General features: G+C 37.3%; 16 protein-coding genes. 4 read left to right on the forward strand and 12 right to left on the reverse strand.

Annotated elements, in window-relative coordinates:
• Positions 1-133: 133 nt before the first annotated feature.
• Both G3341_RS11455 and G3341_RS11460 read right to left on the reverse strand, forming a co-directional pair.
• Complete coding sequence (locus G3341_RS11455) at positions 134-604, reverse strand: threonine/serine exporter (protein ID WP_163861948.1); 471 nt, start codon at positions 602-604, stop codon at positions 134-136.
• The gene (locus tag G3341_RS11460; protein WP_163861951.1) at positions 595-1404 is read right to left on the reverse strand and encodes a threonine/serine ThrE exporter family protein; all 810 of its coding nucleotides are present in this window, start codon (positions 1402-1404) and stop codon (positions 595-597) included. The genes G3341_RS11455 and G3341_RS11460 overlap by 10 nt, the downstream gene beginning before the upstream one ends.
• Positions 1405-1606: 202 nt before the next feature.
• Here G3341_RS11460 and G3341_RS11465 point away from each other — a divergent pair, with 202 nt between their 5' ends.
• A complete protein-coding gene (locus G3341_RS11465) occupies positions 1607-2236 on the forward strand; it encodes a TetR/AcrR family transcriptional regulator (protein WP_154622125.1) in 630 nt (209 codons plus the stop codon).
• 4 nt (positions 2237-2240) lie between these two features.
• Here the strand turns inward: G3341_RS11465 and G3341_RS11470 are convergent, their stop codons facing one another.
• On the reverse strand, positions 2241-2648 hold the full coding sequence (locus G3341_RS11470) for a hypothetical protein (protein ID WP_163861954.1): 408 nt from the start codon (positions 2646-2648) through the stop codon (positions 2241-2243).
• A gap of 243 nt (positions 2649-2891) precedes the next feature.
• Between G3341_RS11470 and G3341_RS11475 the strand changes: the two genes are divergently transcribed.
• Positions 2892-3185 carry a DUF5339 domain-containing protein gene (locus tag G3341_RS11475; protein ID WP_154622123.1) on the forward strand — a complete coding sequence of 98 codons (294 nt, stop codon included), beginning with the start codon at positions 2892-2894 and terminating at the stop codon, positions 3183-3185.
• Positions 3186-3333: 148 nt separating this feature from the next.
• Here G3341_RS11475 and G3341_RS11480 read toward each other — a convergent pair whose 3' ends face one another.
• From G3341_RS11480 to G3341_RS11520, 9 genes are all read right to left on the reverse strand, one after another.
• Positions 3334-3771 carry a universal stress protein gene (locus G3341_RS11480; protein WP_154622122.1) on the reverse strand — a complete coding sequence of 146 codons (438 nt, stop codon included), beginning with the start codon at positions 3769-3771 and terminating at the stop codon, positions 3334-3336.
• 191 nt (positions 3772-3962) lie between these two features.
• Entirely contained in the window at positions 3963-4301 is a 339-nt protein-coding gene (locus G3341_RS11485) for a hypothetical protein (RefSeq protein ID WP_154622121.1), read from the reverse strand.
• A gap of 186 nt (positions 4302-4487) precedes the next feature.
• The gene (locus G3341_RS11490; protein ID WP_154622120.1) at positions 4488-4916 is read right to left on the reverse strand and encodes a universal stress protein; all 429 of its coding nucleotides are present in this window, start codon (positions 4914-4916) and stop codon (positions 4488-4490) included.
• Positions 4917-5196: 280 nt separating this feature from the next.
• Positions 5197-6126, reverse strand: a complete 930-nt coding sequence (locus tag G3341_RS11495; RefSeq protein ID WP_163861957.1) for a Gfo/Idh/MocA family protein — start codon at positions 6124-6126, stop codon at positions 5197-5199.
• Between the two features lie 372 nt (positions 6127-6498).
• A complete protein-coding gene (locus tag G3341_RS11500) occupies positions 6499-7281 on the reverse strand; it encodes a YaeF family permuted papain-like enzyme (protein ID WP_154622118.1) in 783 nt (260 codons plus the stop codon).
• 285 nt (positions 7282-7566) lie between these two features.
• Positions 7567-7791, reverse strand: coding sequence for a stationary-phase-induced ribosome-associated protein (gene sra / locus G3341_RS11505; RefSeq protein ID WP_154622117.1), 225 nt, complete (start codon positions 7789-7791; stop codon positions 7567-7569).
• 360 nt (positions 7792-8151) lie between these two features.
• A complete protein-coding gene (locus G3341_RS11510) occupies positions 8152-9171 on the reverse strand; it encodes an ABC transporter permease (RefSeq protein WP_154622582.1) in 1020 nt (339 codons plus the stop codon).
• An 11-nt stretch (positions 9172-9182) separates the two neighbouring features.
• Positions 9183-10739 carry a sugar ABC transporter ATP-binding protein gene (locus G3341_RS11515; RefSeq protein ID WP_154622583.1) on the reverse strand — a complete coding sequence of 519 codons (1557 nt, stop codon included), beginning with the start codon at positions 10737-10739 and terminating at the stop codon, positions 9183-9185.
• Between the two features lie 55 nt (positions 10740-10794).
• Positions 10795-11718 (reverse strand): substrate-binding domain-containing protein, encoded by a 924-nt coding sequence (locus G3341_RS11520; protein WP_375097497.1) that lies wholly within the window; start codon positions 11716-11718, stop codon positions 10795-10797.
• A gap of 512 nt (positions 11719-12230) precedes the next feature.
• On the opposite strand from G3341_RS11520, the gene G3341_RS11525 reads away from it, so the two are divergent.
• Together G3341_RS11525 and G3341_RS11530 are read left to right on the forward strand one after the other, a co-directional pair.
• Complete coding sequence (locus G3341_RS11525) at positions 12231-15536, forward strand: M66 family metalloprotease (protein ID WP_163861960.1); 3306 nt, start codon at positions 12231-12233, stop codon at positions 15534-15536.
• A gap of 158 nt (positions 15537-15694) precedes the next feature.
• Positions 15695-16321: a glutathione S-transferase family protein gene (locus tag G3341_RS11530; RefSeq protein ID WP_163861964.1), complete on the forward strand. Its 627-nt coding sequence runs from the start codon at positions 15695-15697 to the stop codon at positions 16319-16321.
• Positions 16322-16400: the final 79 nt, after the last annotated feature.

The following is a 16400-nucleotide window of genomic DNA, read 5'->3' on the forward strand; positions in this document are numbered from 1 at the left end:
TAATCGAATATTTAATAATAAAAGCTAATTAAATAGCTTTAACATCTATTTTATCAATTGCAATATTTTTATAAAAACGAAGATAATAGAATCCTTCAGCAATATTATATTTGCCAAAGGTTTCTATTCAATGTTATACACTCGGGCGCTTACGATATAACCATAAACCAGGAAGGGATAATCCGATTGATAGAGCGCCAACAATAAATGAAGCTCTTAAAAAGTTAGTGACTAATGTTTCAAATAATTCGGGGGTGTAGCCTAAATGAGAAATCTTTACAACAGAGATCATGGCTGTATAAGCACTAATGCCAGGAAACATGGGAATAACTGCTGCCACAGTAAATACTTTAGGGTGTGCAAGCCACGTTCTTGACCATTGGATCCCAATCGCCCCAACAAGAATAGCAGCAATAAAACTTGCCCATTCAATATTGAGACCTAACGTCATCATGGTCATACGGGAACCATGGCCAATAGCCCCGAGCAAAGCACAATATTTTAATGCCTTAACCGGCACATTAAATACCATTGCAAAGCCAACCGCTGGAATTGCCGCAAGCAACATATCTTCTAAGAGTGCGAATAAAAAACTCATGCCCATTCCCTTAAATTCCACACAGCCATTGCAATAACAACACCTATACAGGTCGCAAGCGTCAATAAACTGGCCATCGTCCATCGAGCGAGTCCGGTATTAACATGTCCTTTAAACATATCTGCTACCGCATTAATTAATGGAAAACCAGGTACTAATAACAATACGCTTGCTGCCATAGAAATACTTGCCGTCGGTGCAAAATAAGACATTTTAAGTAATAAGCCTGACACGGAAGTGGCGATAAAAGCAGTAATACAAAAATTAATTAATGGATTCATTTGTCGAGAAGTGAGTACCTGCCGAATATACATGGCGCAGCCACTCGCAATAAAGGTCACTAGTGAACCATCCCATCCCCCACCGTTTAATTTACTAAAACAGGCGCAAGATAGTGCCACCATTAAAACCATTATCCAACGTGGATAGCGTAGCGGTTTTATAGAAGATAACTTTTTCTGTAGATGTTTACGATCGAGTAAATGATGCTCAACTAATATCACGGCATGCTGTACTTCCGTGACGACATGCATATTAATTCCACGGTCAATAATACGTCGAGTAGAAGTTAAACAATGGTCGTTAATGATGGTTGTCAAAACCAATGAATTTGAAGAAATAGCACTATCAACTTGATCTGCGCCTAGAGCGATACCTAAACGAGTTGTTAACTGTTCGACCAACATGCTTTCGGCACCATGCTGAAGCAATAGCAGGCCACACTGCATACACAATCGTGTGATTTCTCTTTGCATCTCAGATACGGCATGCTCCCCCTGCCACTCATCACTTGCATATCCTTTCATTCCCCTTCCCCTCGAATACAGCGCCATTATTCAGATAATTATTTAAACATGATAATCTTTGACAATATCATAAAGAGAAATAATAGCCTGAATCATGATCTCTTTCAGGTTAAAGCATGATTAGTCAGCACTAGCTGCGTCTTTCGTGTTAAGAATAGTTAAAATTAATCGTAAAAAATCATAATTCTAGGATAAACATTGCATGAATAGCCCATTTCCTGCCAAAACCCCTAAAGGACAGCGCCGTAATAAAGCATTAATCAGTGCAGCCTCTGATATTTTTATTCAATATGGGTTTGAAGGAACAACGCTTGATATGATAATTGAGCGTGCGGGAGGTTCTCGGTCGACTTTATATAAAAACTTCGGAGATAAAGAAGGATTATTTGCTGCCGTTATTGAGTCTATGATTGATGATATTTTCACCGATGATGATGACAGCACACCGACCAAACAGACTATTGAATCCATTTTATCTTTTTATGGCGCTCGCTTTTTATTAAATGTGATCAAGCCACAATCTATTGGTTTATATCGGTTAATCCTCGGAGAATATAATCGTTTCCCTGAAATTAGCCATGCTTTTTTCGAACAGGGCCCTGTTCGTAGCTATCGGCTATTAACTGAAAAGCTGCTCAGCCTACCTGAAGTCAAAGTCGATGAACAAACATTATTAAGCATCTCATCTCGATTCTTAGAAATGTTAAAAGCCGATGTTTTTATTAAAACTTTCTGTGTCTCTAACTTTAAACCTAGCGATGAATTTATCTCCAAGCAAATTACGCTTTCCGTAGATATCATCGCCAGTTATATTCGAAAAATTAGCCAATAACCTGTCATGATGCGACCAATGCCGTAGCACGTCGTTTTGCTGCGGCGGTGTCATTTTCAATCAATACTTCAGGTCCATATAAAGCAGAAAGTAACGGCGCCATTTGTTCCATATCTTCTTTATCACTTGCATCAGGTTGTAATGTCACAATCATGGCTCGGCAATGTTCTAACATGGGTTCTCTCGCATGTTTTAACCAACGGCGGACATATTTCATCGCGGCGATATGCTCATCTGAAGCTTTCCCTTTTTTCTGTTTAACGGGTGGATAAACTAACGCAAATTGCATTCTTTTTGCTAATAAGAGATCCATCTCCTCTAGCCATAAACGAGTCTCATCCACTGTTTCAGGGAATGATTTTATGACACAAACAGGCCATTCCGTCGTATCAATCACTATTTTATTCTGCATACCTTATTTCCTTCATGACTAAAAGTGTACTTAACTGTACACTTTTAAAGTTCAGTGAGTCAATAATGATTCTCATTAATATTTATGCAATTTATGCTATCTTGATAATGCCAATATTACAGATTATTCCTAATATGCTTAAAAAACACCTTCTGCTGAAAATATTGATTGATGGAGGAGGTGTCTTTTTGAATATGGGATGCTATTCTCGGCTTATTGTTACATCAAAAAAGCGAATAAATTATGAAAAAATTACTTCCAGTTGTTTTCGGGATATTGACGGCATTAACTGCATTTAGCGCGAATGCAGGAAAAAATTGTGATACTTATTTTCAAGAAATGAATACGCTTGTTAAACAGGCGGAAGAGCAGTACAAAAGTGATCCTAATGTGAAAGAAAGAATTTCTGAAATGAAACAGCAATTAGAAGATGCCAAAAAAGCACTTGCTGATTACCCTGAAGAAGCTCAAGAACAAGCTTGTCAACAAGGTATTGAAGCAATCAAAAAAGCGAAAGAAGCCGTAGAAGGTAAATAATCGTTTTATTTTTATACCCATAGCACTTCACTTATATGGGGATAAATGCCCTTCAAGTTAACGTAACAATATATTATCTCTCAATATGCCATTACATTAACTTAACTTGGGTAAGACCAGTATCATACTGGTCTTACCCTTAATAATATTATCTCACGACTAACACAGAGATTGTCGCATAAGAAACAATACCTGAAGCATTTGAGCCTAATAAATGTGTTGAAATACTAGGGTTACGTGAGCCAATAACAATTAAGTCAGCGCCAATTTCTTCCGCTTCCGCGAGTACTTTATCGCGCGGCGATCCAAAAGCCACTTTATAAGAGATATCTTCATGCGGATAATCGATCTTAGCGATAATTTCTTTTAACTGCTCTTCTGAGCGTTCAACCGCTTTTTTGGCGAATGAAGATAAAAGATCATAATGATAGCTATAGCTCATCGAAAATCTTGATACATCGGGAACTGAGTGAAAAAGATGTATTTTTGCTCCTGACACTTTTGCCAAATAAATTGCATGTTTTAATGCCTTATCTGTCAGAATATCCTCAGAAATATCTACAGGAACCAAAATTTTACTATACATGCGATACCCCCATTAATTATTTATATTTTTGTTATCAGTCACTTAAACCATTTATGACTAAGTTCTGATAACAAGGAGACACTGTTGGATGCTTATCATTTTTGTTCACTAAAAGTATAGTATTAATAAAATCAAACTGCCGTGAGCTACCAGACTATTTGTAAAATCGAGTTCACAATTTTATCAAGACACTAGTTATCTTCTAAATGCCATTTATGCAAAATACGGTGTAAAAAAGGCGTGACAATTAAACCAATACTGATAATGAACACACTCTGTAAAAATAAGCCATAAATAGCAATAAAAAATCGTCCACCTTGAGTTATTGGCGCTGGTTCTATTGATTGACCACTTAACATCGATAATGCGTTAAGCATCGACTCCATTAACGAATGCCCTTCAATAACATAAAAACCAAGAATACCCGGTAATAGCCCAAGGAAAAAAACCAGTAATGATATAAAATAGAATCGTAATACCCTTAATACGAAATGCTCAATTCTCAGCACTTCTTGAGAAAACTTTTCCATAAATACGTTTACCATCCCGATAGAAATAACAATAATCAGGTTGAACTATAACATTCAATGCATTAGGTGAATAACAGTAAAATACGAATCTAATCGTAAATCATCATTTAACGATGAATAAAATAAAAAGAAAGCCTAGTGAACAATTCCATGAGCCTAAGCATTAGCATAGGCTCACGGTCAATATTAACGGACAACCAATACAGAAGTTTCTGCGTAACGAACAATTCCTGCGGCTGTTGAACCTAAGAGGTGAGTGGATATATTAGGACGGCGCGAACCGATGACAATAATATCTGCATTAATATCTTTCGCTGTATTAATGACTTCATCACGAGGTGAGCCAAACGTAATGGTATAGCTGACATCGGCAATAGGTAAATCAATGGAGTCCATTAACATTTTCATATCTTCTTCTGCTTTAACCGTTGCTCGGTCTTTTATTTCCATATAACCCAGCGCGTATGCATTAATAATCGCAGAAGAAATTGGCAATACATGAATCAAGTGAATTTTTGCACCTGATTGTTTGGCTAAATTAACCGCATGACGAACAGCTTTACTTGTTAGTTCATCTTCGGTGAGATCTATAGGAACCAGAATCGTTTTATACATATACCCCTCCTGATAGAAAATAAAATTTAAGTTAACGGTAAAATTATAATCGAATACTCAAGAATGTCTCTAAAACAACAAGATAAATGAGATCTACCGCTACAAATGATTAACGATTATTCTTTTAGCCATCGTGTGATTGTTAATCCAACGAATGTATTTTTAGGATCCAAGAATTGAGTAATAACGTCCTTCTCCAACATCATGCGCTGAAAAACCTAAACGGAATAATTTTTATAGCGCAATTATCATATAACTGTTTGCGGTTAATCCCTTCCGCTTATCTCAAATGCGACTCAGCCATAGACCACATTTTTTCAATCATTTGTTGCGCATATATGGCTTGCTCTCCACTAATATCCGGTGGCGTATTATGGCTTACTGCCTCAATAAAGTGACGGATCGCGCCATCAAAGCCACGCTGCACTAATATCGAGTCCCAATTAGAAGGCTGTTTTTGTATCACACCTTGTTGATTTTCGCTGACCCAATGATTCATATTTGTCACTTGATAAATACTACCATCACAGATGGCCGAGACTTGCTCTTGTTGACTTCCTGCACGACGATGCATTGATGTCGTTATCCAGCATTGATTAGCATTAAGATGATGCTCAGCGTAAAATAACTCTCGATTCGCTGTCGTACTAATACTACCGCTTACTAACGACGCATGGCCTCCCGCCAGCCAAATAGCGGTATCCACTACATGCAAATAATCATCAAGCAAAGTGAAACACACATCGTTAGGGCCAACACTATCACTACGGTGCTTTTCCATCCGTATCGAAGAGACCTGATTAAGTTGTTGTTTTAGCTGCTGATAAAAAGGTGAAAAACGTCGATTGAAGCCAACCATCAGCGAGCGTTTTTGTTTATATGCTAAATGAATAAGCTGTTCTGATTGAGTCAGGGTTTCAGCGAGTGGCTTATCGACATAAACATGCACACCCGCCGATAGCAAACTGTGGATCACACTAAAATGACTTGAGGTACTACTATGAACAAAAACCGCATCGCAGTCTGCTGCTAGTGATTTTATGCCTGAATACAACGGAATACGATAACTATCACAAACGATTTTCGCTTTCGCTTGGTTAGGCGAAAAAGCCCCCATAAGTTGCCAATTCTCAGTTTTACTGAGCACAGGTAAATAGGCTTTCTGTGCAATAGCCCCCAAACCAACAATGCCGACACGTAGTTTTCTCATTAAACCATAACCTGTATATGAGGTTTCACAAATGCATTCCGCTGAGTATAACGAATAATTTCTTTATAAACCCATTGTTTTCTTAGAATTTAAAGCCTATCGCATAAAAACGTCAAAAGGCAACAACTTGAAATTTCAGTTTTTTTTAAGACTGATTAATGCGTAAGAAAATAAAATCATGTTAACACATAAAAAAGGGGTTGATTTATTAAATGAGAATGGTTATCTTTTACCTAACGAATACCTGAGTAATTTACTCAAGTTTTCGTAAACGACATTGCTCACATTGCTTCCAGTTTTAGCAGGCCAACTTCTCTGAGTTGGCCTTTTTTTTTCAATAAATATTGCCAATACTCCGTTTGACGTCCTGCATTATTTCCGACTAATTGCGCTGGAAAAGCTCCATGATTTTAAATGTCCAACGTAACTTAAGCGCTGAGTTGGCACAAAGGTTGGAACATCTCCTGTTCGCATATGCAGAATATCTGCTGGCGTTATCCATGCAGAATTACCTTCAAACAAAGGCAGCCCCGCATATTTATATGCATCTAGGACAAACTGCGAACAAAAGAAACCATTCGCTTGATCAACATCATCACCTAGTTGTACTGTCGCAAGCGTTTTTAAACAAAAATTACGTATTGTTTGGCCAATAAAGGGAAGTTCACAAACACGTTTAGTGAGCATCCAAGGGGCAATCATCACAATACCTTTATAGTTATACTTGCTACCATCATTTTGCATTGAGAATTCGCGAAGTTTATCCGCATGAATAGAGGTTAAACCTGCTTGCCGTAAAACGACCATATTATTTGAATCCGCAATTGCTTGGTCGAGAGAGATAATCCTCACCCCACTCCCTACTGATTCAGCGACTTCACCAGCGCCTAAATAGATTGATGCATGGCTAACACCGCTAATACTGAATAGTCGGATCCCCCATGAATTCAGTCCTGTTGCTGAAGATAATAAAATATCACCAGGTAACATATCAGAGACGGCCAGCACTTCTACCGACTCTTTAATCGGTATGGTGTTCGGCTGCTGAATGCTAAACTTTAGCCGATTACTTTCTTCATCTTTTTTAAATCCGGTTGAACAGCCTGTCACAATAATAAGACAAAAATAGCAGAACAAATATTTGAAGTTTATCAATAGAGATACCTAGTTAATTTTTATATTTATGAGCTAATTTAATGTAACCAAGTTCTGCTATTTTTTCATCGGAAATATCTTAATATTCGATGTTATTCGTGATGTAGAAACGCTTACCACATCACATGTTGACTCGTTAAATCACGTTAAAACTGAATATTTATCTCACAATCAATATGTTGGGGGAAATAAGGCAGGTATGCTATTAGTAAATCAGCATATCAAAATGATTATTTTTTTGTTCTTTAACCCCCTAGCGATGCCAGAGGGTTAACATCCATTCAATTAACTAATAACATATTCTGGATAGAATACTGTCGTTGAATGATATGTTTTTTTCTCTGTCGCTTTATTATTTAATGCAGCAACTACTGATTTATTTTGTAACTCAGTAGGCAGTTGTTGAGTTGCATTTTCTTTTGCAATGATGGAAACACGCATGTTTTTTTTAGAACGACTCAATTTATAAGGCATTCCTAATAAGCGACGTGCTGTATTATTACTTACCATTATCGACTCCTTAACTACAACATTTAAATTCAGCGATATGCTGAATATCAAAAACATAGTCAGTGTTGACCACATGGTGTTATTTTTTTCTTTCCATAGGGAAGCTAAAATAACGATAGTATTATAGCAGCAATAAAACATAAGTGAATGAAATTAAACTAATTAGTTTCATAATGTGATTATGTGAGAGAGAAAAAATATATCCTTAAAACGTCACTAAGTGCTAATCATAAAATAAAACATAACGACATTCACAAATTGAAAATAAACTAATTTATAAGGTTAACTTTATTTTATGATAAAAAAACACCTTTTTATTCATTTAAAAAGGTGTTTGTACTATCATCATTGGTTAATTATTTAACTCGCCCCTCGGCGATTTTTCGCATAAGTATCAAAAGCAACAGCTAAAATAATAATTAAACCTGTAATGATCTGCTGGTAATACGCTGAGACATTCATTAAAACTAGACCATTAATTAATATTCCCATGATGATTGAGCCAATTATTGTCCCGCCTATACGCCCATATCCTCCCATTAATGATGTCCCTCCAATCACGACCGAGGCGATCACACGCAGCTCAAACGTCATACCTGCCACAGCTTCAGCACTCCCTAAACGAGCACTTAATACAAACCCCGCCAGACCAGCTAAACAACCAATGACCACGTAAACACTCACGAGAACGCGTTTTACATTCACTCCAGCCAATCGTGCGGCTTCTTGGTTGCTACCCACGGCATAAACAAAACGTCCCCAACGACTTTTATGCAGAGCCAAATAACCGATTAATGCCACTAACGCAAAAATCCAAATAGGTACCGATATCCCTAATAATTCTCCTCTTCCCCACCAGCGATAGCCGGCATCAAAACCTGATATTGGTGCGCCATCATTAATCACTAACGTTAAACCGCGCCAAATTGTCATTCCGCCTAATGTCACGATAAAAGGAGGGATATTTAATCGAGTGATACCGAGACCGTGTAAAAAACCAATGCCCGTTCCTACCGCTAGGCAGATAGCTAATCCCACTAACCAACTCATTCCCCCCCATGCATTCGGATCTAAACCAACTAAATTGTCACCTTTAATCACGAATGCCGCTGTCATTGCACAAACAGCCAATATCGATCCCACCGATAAATCAATACCTGCTGTCAGAATGACGAGTGTCATACCAACAGCCATAATTCCATAGATAGAGACTTCAGTGAGTATGTTAGTAATATTACGTTCAGTGAGAAAATTACTGTTTTGTGTTTGAAAAAAGAGCACCAGCAGTACCATGAAAATCAATACGCCAAAACGTTCGAAAAATGCAATAAAATCTATTTTTTTACGGCTAACTGCCGTAGAAGATTGTTGTTGTAACATATTAACCTCTCTTATACGGCAGCTTCTGCTGATAAATTTTGATGACAAATCGCCATCATCGTCATTAATTTTTCTTCTGTCGCATCATCACCCGTCATTTCTCCAGTTAATCGCCCTTCACTTAATGTGATGATCCTATCTGAAATAGCCATAACTTCAGGTAAATCAGACGAAATAACGATAACTGCAACCCCCTTTTTAGCCATTTCAAAAATGACCTGATGCACTTCTGATTTGGTACCAACATCGATTCCCCGGGTTGGCTCATCCACAATTAATACTTTTGGATCCATTGCCATACAACGTGCAAGAATCACTTTTTGTTGATTTCCGCCCGATAATTTACGCACTTCTTGCTCTTTACTGGCCATTTTTATTTGTAGTGCTTGCTGATAACTGTCTATCAAGGCGTTTTCTTTATTGGTATCCACTATCCATCCCATTTTTAATAGATGGGATAAGGCGGAAAGCGAAAGGTTATAGCGAATCGACAGCCCCAATGCCGCACCTTCTTTTTTGCGGTCTTCAGGAACAAGGGCAATTCCCTTGTCTAACGCATTCATTGGCGTTGTTGGGTGATATGGTTCTCCATCGAGAAAAAACGTCCCAGTGGTGTATTTATCCGCCCCAAACAAACAACGTGCAATCTCAGTTCTGCCAGCTCCCATTAATCCTGCAATGCCAAGAATCTCACCTTCATGCACATCAAAACTAATATCATGAAGCGCAATACCGTGCGGGTCGAGTGGAGGCTTAGCTTTAGATAAGTGCCTTATCGATAGACGAATAGGCTTATCACGATGATAGGTTTCACTCGCTGGTCGACGTTCAAAAATAACGTTACGGCCTACCATCATACGGATAATTTCTTGGACGGTTGTTTCTGCCACATTACCTGAACCCGTATAGCGACCATCTTGAAACACGGTAAATTTATCGCAGATTTGAAACACCTCATGTAGGCGGTGTGTAACATAGATGACACTTACGCCTCGATTCTTCAATTCTCTGACAACACGATGTAAACTTTCGACTTCTGTATCACTTAGTGCAGCAGACGGCTCATCCATCACGATAAGCTTAGCGTTAAGGGTTAACGCTCGAGCAATTTCAATCATCTGCTGTTGAGCCACACTTAACCGTGCGACTTGAGTCGTTGGCGAAATCGCTAATTGAAGGTAATCAAGAATCGCTTTAGCTTCTTGATTCAACACCTTTTCATTCACCATCCAATGCATTTTAAGCGCTTCACGTCCGAGAAACATGTTTTCAGCTACTGTCATATTGGGAAGGAGATTAAACTCCTGATAAATCGTGATAATGCCCTTTTGTTGACGATCTATTGGAGAGTCTACGGCTGACAGCATTTCACCATTAAACCAAATATCGCCACTGGTTTGCGGTTGAGCCCCTGCTAATGCTTTGAGGAAGGTCGATTTACCTGCGCCATTTTCACCCAATAAAGCATGTACCTCTCCTGGCATCACAGTCATCTGTGCTTGGCTTAATGCCCAGATCCCTGAAAAGCTTTTGGCAAGATTAGTAATTTTAAGTAATGGCTCTGACATAAAAACTCCTTTTCAGGAAAACAGGGCTCGTAGAGCCCCGAATAATGCTAAGTAACTATTTCAATTCACCAATACGTTCAGCTTGTTCAAGGTTATCTTTGCTAATAATGGTCGGTTGGTAATCCGCCCCCGTGATTTCTTGCTTATCGCGAATATTATTCACCAATTGTTCCATCGCCATTTTCACTGCATACCCTGCCCGTTGATCGGCCGTTACTGCCATCCAACCCTCTTTGATACGGCTAAGCGCTTCTGGACTTGCATCAAAACCTGTCACTAGCACTTCACCCGGTTTAAATCCTTGTGCACTTAATGCTTCAATCGCGCCGAGTGCCATATCATCATTAGCAGAGAGAATGACATCCGGTTTTTTGGGTAAGGATGGTAATAAGCTCTCCGTGATCCTCATACCTTCTGCTCTCATCCAATTACCATTTTGATCTGCAACTAAATGGTATTTACTCCCCCCTGCCTTTAAGCTGTCGCGGATACCTTTTGTCCGTTCAATGTTAGAAGAGGAGCCTGGTTGGCCTGTAATTAAGATTAAATCAGCACCATTAGGAAACTGCTGCTTAACATACTCTGCGATGGCATAACCGCCTTTATAATTATTGGCACCAAAATGCGGTACAGGTTTTTCAGCATTAATATTTCGGTCCAGAGTCACAACGGGTAGGCCTGCATTTTGAATTTCAACGACGGCATCAGCGATAGCATTAACATCATTGGGTGAAACAATGAAACCTTGTGCGCCACGCGTGATGGCGTTTTCGATGTCCGCAACTTGTTTAGGTGAGCTACCTTGTCCATCCAAGACTTGAATATTCACATCCAGTTCCTTGGCCACTTTCACCGCCGATTTTTGCATATGCACTTCAAATGGGCTTGCCAGTGTTGGTGGACTAAATACGATTTGTTCATTTTTTGCCATCGCATGCGATGACAAGCCAAGTACAGCAACCAGCGCGGTTAATTTCATGATATTTTTCATTTTGCCCTTCCACTGATTATGAATAGAGATGTGTTTAAATTTCACCAATTATTAACATGGCGATAACATAGGTATACATCAATGAAATATACATTCCAATTTTTATTATATGAAAATTTTATTTTTGTAGCGTTGATAACGAAATTAAGCCAAAAGTCATAAAATAGTGTTAAGAGGATCACAGATTATTCCCGCTATGGCAGCAATAGTTGACAGTATATCGCTGAATTTTTCATGACATTTCACCTATATTTCCTTATAATAAAAATGAAATGTTTGTTTCATTTGATGTGTTTGTTGATTATTTTTAATCTAATCAATAGGTAAGCAGTCACTGATAATCCCTATTTTATTGCTACTTATTTAATGAATAATTAAGTAGCAGTTTAAGATTAACTATAAAATTATTCTCTTATCATTTTTATTTTTTTATATATGATTAACGTTAGTTAATAGGATGGACTCATTAGTAAAGTATTAATCACTTAAAAGGAACTTATATGTTAATTTGCACGATATGTGTATGTCAGAACCAGCAAAACAATATTATTCCGGTCACAAATTCATTTAATGAAAATATAAATAATTCAACTATCACTGGAGCGTCTGATCCATTACACAGTAACACCCTATCACTCTATGATATATGGCAATTCCTGAATGAAAACACCTCAATTTCTCATCACTTAGAGGTGGCCTTGCATAATAGAAAATTAGCCCTTGAAAATAAAAATGAAGATAGACGCTATAATGCATTACTATCTGATTATAGAGAAAAATTAGGTAAGGTTTTTTATTTTAATCAAAATAATTACCCGAGTGATACCGCCGGCGACCTTAAAGGGAACGTATTTTATGCTCAAAATAGTATTATTCCCGCTGTTAACCGGATAGACGGTGATATACACCCTCACCTTGTTCCTGATCGTAAAACGCTTATTATTTTCAAACCTCATGAAACCATTAAGCAGAATGAAAATATTGAAGTGAAAGTCTACAATGATAAAAAAGAAGAAATATATTCAACTCATTTATTATCACCGTCTCAACTCCCCAAAATTGCAGGGAAAAAATACAGCTTTACCCATTTAACACCTAGTGATTTTAACATACCCGAGGCAAGTGATTTATACATTAATTCATCCGACATGCTTGAAAAAGTCATGACAGATAAAAGTTACTTTAATCAAATCATAAGTGAAAACAATATCATACAACTAGATATTGGCAATTCAACATCAAACATTAATTTGAATGCATTAAAAAATCATGTTAATAAAAAAATTATATTTAAATTAGATGATAATGCTAAACTTAATATAAAATACAAAAATAAATCAATTTCACGAGAACACCAACAATCCTTTGTTATGGTAAGTGATGCTTCTGGGAATTGGTATAGCCGCGATGAGGCTAGACTCAATCAACATTTAAAACAAGCGTTACATCAACATAAAAATCAAATCCCTGACTTTTTTGACACTGTGTTTAGTACTAATGCCGATATTAACAAAATATCCAATGATACAAAGCTATTTCATCAAATTATCAGTGAAAATGATGCTATCAAAATAGCGACCAAAAATTGCCATTGGGCAAAAGACTTTATTATTCCTAATGGTCGTCAATATGCCAATAAAAAAATACTGTTCACGTCTAAGGCACATTATAATAGTGATGTTGTTTACGGGGATAATAAAGTCAGCATCGTCACTAATGATAGTCTCCTTTTTGTCAGTGATCAAAATGGTATTTGGTCCATCGCAGAGACTCAATCTAATACCCAAGAAAACAGCTATTATGATATTCCCAATTCATTTACTTTAAAGATTAACACCAATAAAGAATTACTAACCCTATCCAGAGATATTGATTATTTTAATAAAATCATCGAAAATAATGATACAATTCATATCGCAACACGCAATGCAAATTGGGCAAGACATTTTACATTAGAAAACAACGTTAAATTTAAAAATAAAAAAATCTATTTCTCTTCTGAGGCGGATTATAGTAGTCATGTTTTTTATGGCGATAAAAAATTAACCATAAAAACGAATGAAAATCAGTTGTTTGTTTGTGATGAAAACGGCTTTTGGCGCACTTCTAAAGATGAGCCACTGATCAATGAGTTAACTGAAGAGATAAAATATATCGAAAATGGTTGGTCTATTTCTCTCCCTAAACACATTATTAAACCCGGCATTGAGCTTGAGTTTAATTACAAAAACCAGAAAGGTACTTTAGCGGATATTAAAGTTGGAGCTGCTAGTGAGCTCTTATTGCATACAATTGATATTGGAATGTTAACGCCAAACAAAAATCAATTCGCGTTTCAAACAGACCCTGAGCTTCAGCGTCAATACTATCAACAAATTCCTGTCAATCGTATGATTGTATCTAGTTATGCCCCTGTCTATTTAAAAGAAATTGTTTTTCCTAATGGGCAATATTTAATTGAACGTTCAACGGATGAAGGTGGAGGCCATAGAGGTGATATGAGGGAAATAATCGGTAAAGGCCTGATTTCCGATGGCATTAACTTGGCAAATTATGGGGTTAACTCTTCCTCACTAGAAGAAAACCGTTTTTTACCTACCTCACAAATCACTCTCCATCATTCACGTGGTAGGTATAAAAATGGCCTACAAGTACACGGCTGGTCTGGCGGTGCAGGAAAAGCCACATTGTCGAAATCAGTAGATAATGAATTTAGCCATGAACTTGGTCATAACTACCACATAAGCCACTATTTTAAAGGATTCCATGGTGGCGTTCATGCGACAGCCGATAAACCTAATTCAACTTGGGGCTGGGATGCAGACAATAACTTCTTTATTCCAAATTTTGAAAAGGCACAACGAAACCAAACAACCTATTTAAAAGAGAAGAAAGAAGGTGAAATGGCGGCAGAACCCTTTATGCAACACTCTATGGCGAAAGATGCGATGTCTGGCGGAGAAATCTATGATGTAGATTATAACGCCTATACATTACACACGCCTGCAAGTTCAGAAGCTATTCAACAGTATTTCGAAAATAATGCGGTCTTTAGTAAAGAATCATCAACAGGTTATAAAAAATGGAATTCAGATACACAAAAAATGGAAGATTTTTTACTTCCTCATAGCCTAAAGAATATATTCATTGAGGCAAAAATCCAAAACGGTCATGATGTAACCGAAACTCAACTAATAGACTTACTTAACGTCAATGACCACATAAAAATCAATAGCTATAACGCGCATTACCCACCAAATGTTTATATACCAAAAGCAGATGTAACAAATATCAATAAAGTCATAGAAATCGATTGTACTTCTCAGCTCAGTATAGCGCTACACGTTAATGATCAGGTTGAAACAATCAAAGAAAATACAAAAATTTACTATATTTCAAATGGAAACACATGGGAGACTCATTCTGAATATACTTACAGTAAGACACCTTATAAACAAGGTGTTCCCGTTGTCACCTTGGTAGGTTTTTATGATACCAACAATCAATTAAAGAGTTACATTTACCCCGCTTTAGAAGGATCTTATGGCATGGTGTATGACACTCATACGATTAATAAAACTAAACCTTATATTGCAGTGACATTAGCAGATGGAACTAAAAAGAAATATCAGCTTGATGAAAAACAAACGAATAAAGATTTAATGAATAAATTCCACATCAATATTGAGCGTGATTTAAACCCAATAAAAGCGGAGTTATTTATTGATGATCAGCTTATTTCATCAAGAGATATAGCACTTAGCAATCTCTCTCTTAATACGATGGTAAACGGTATTATTCAATAAATTGATGCCTTCTAGCCCTTTTTATTATTGATAAAGGGCTAGAACATTTCTTGCATTAGCAATAATGGCTATTTTTCCCTCGATAACGACTTTCAAATTGCAGTTTTTACGAGGCTATGCTATTTCCAGTATCTCTATTGATGCTTTTTGAGGCCACTATGCTAAAAATTTTAGGTCGTACTACATCCATCAATGTTAGAAAAGTGCTTTGGACTGTAAGTGAAACTCAGCTACCTTTTATTCATGAACCTGAGTGGGGAAAAGAATTAAGTTTAAAATCAGCTGATTATCTTAAACTCAATCCTAATGGGCTGGCTCCCGTACTTATTCATGACAGTGGCGTGTTATGGGAAAGTAATACGATTTGTCGCTATCTTGCCACAAAGGCACAACGTGTCGATCTTTTACCTGAAAATCCTGAAGCAAGAGCAGATGTTGAAAAGTGGATGGATTGGCAAGCAACAGAACTCAATAGTGCATGGAGAGCCGCTTTTTTAACTCTCGTTCGCAACAGTGACAGTTTTAGTCAATACCCTGAATTAATTGCTAAGAGTACCCATGATTGGAATAGTAAAATGTTACTTCTTGAAAAGGCGCTGGAAAAAAACGGTGACTTTATTAGTGGTCAGCAATTTACTGTCGCAGATATTACAATTGCGTTATCGATTCATCGCTGGTTACTCACGCCTATTACTCGGCCAGAAGCTCCCGCGATCGCTCATTATTATCAAAAAATGTTAGCTCGCCCTACTGCAAAATTATATTTAGACCCGAATATTGCTTAAACCCGTTATAGCAGCAGAATAACCTATATAAAGTGGTAGCAGAGATAACTGCCCCACTTTATTTTATAGAATCAATAAT

This window comes from Providencia vermicola (assembly GCF_010748935.1).
Classification (GTDB): Bacteria; Pseudomonadota; Gammaproteobacteria; order Enterobacterales; family Enterobacteriaceae; genus Providencia; species Providencia zhejiangensis.

Coding starts and splice junctions, on each gene's coding strand:
- G3341_RS11455 (WP_163861948.1), bottom strand. CDS start 604: ATGGGCATGAGTTTTTTATTCGCACTCTTAGAAGATATGTTGCTTGCG.
- G3341_RS11460 (WP_163861951.1), bottom strand. CDS start 1,404: ATGAAAGGATATGCAAGTGATGAGTGGCAGGGGGAGCATGCCGTATCT.
- G3341_RS11465 (WP_154622125.1), top strand. CDS start 1,607: ATGAATAGCCCATTTCCTGCCAAAACCCCTAAAGGACAGCGCCGTAAT.
- G3341_RS11470 (WP_163861954.1), bottom strand. CDS start 2,648: ATGCAGAATAAAATAGTGATTGATACGACGGAATGGCCTGTTTGTGTC.
- G3341_RS11475 (WP_154622123.1), top strand. CDS start 2,892: ATGAAAAAATTACTTCCAGTTGTTTTCGGGATATTGACGGCATTAACT.
- G3341_RS11480 (WP_154622122.1), bottom strand. CDS start 3,771: ATGTATAGTAAAATTTTGGTTCCTGTAGATATTTCTGAGGATATTCTG.
- G3341_RS11485 (WP_154622121.1), bottom strand. CDS start 4,301: ATGGAAAAGTTTTCTCAAGAAGTGCTGAGAATTGAGCATTTCGTATTA.
- G3341_RS11490 (WP_154622120.1), bottom strand. CDS start 4,916: ATGTATAAAACGATTCTGGTTCCTATAGATCTCACCGAAGATGAACTA.
- G3341_RS11495 (WP_163861957.1), bottom strand. CDS start 6,126: ATGAGAAAACTACGTGTCGGCATTGTTGGTTTGGGGGCTATTGCACAG.
- sra (WP_154622117.1), bottom strand. CDS start 7,791: ATGGTAAGTAATAATACAGCACGTCGCTTATTAGGAATGCCTTATAAA.
- G3341_RS11510 (WP_154622582.1), bottom strand. CDS start 9,171: ATGTTACAACAACAATCTTCTACGGCAGTTAGCCGTAAAAAAATAGAT.
- G3341_RS11515 (WP_154622583.1), bottom strand. CDS start 10,739: ATGTCAGAGCCATTACTTAAAATTACTAATCTTGCCAAAAGCTTTTCA.
- G3341_RS11520 (WP_375097497.1), bottom strand. CDS start 11,718: ATGAAATTAACCGCGCTGGTTGCTGTACTTGGCTTGTCATCGCATGCG.
- G3341_RS11525 (WP_163861960.1), top strand. CDS start 12,231: ATGTTAATTTGCACGATATGTGTATGTCAGAACCAGCAAAACAATATT.
- G3341_RS11530 (WP_163861964.1), top strand. CDS start 15,695: ATGCTAAAAATTTTAGGTCGTACTACATCCATCAATGTTAGAAAAGTG.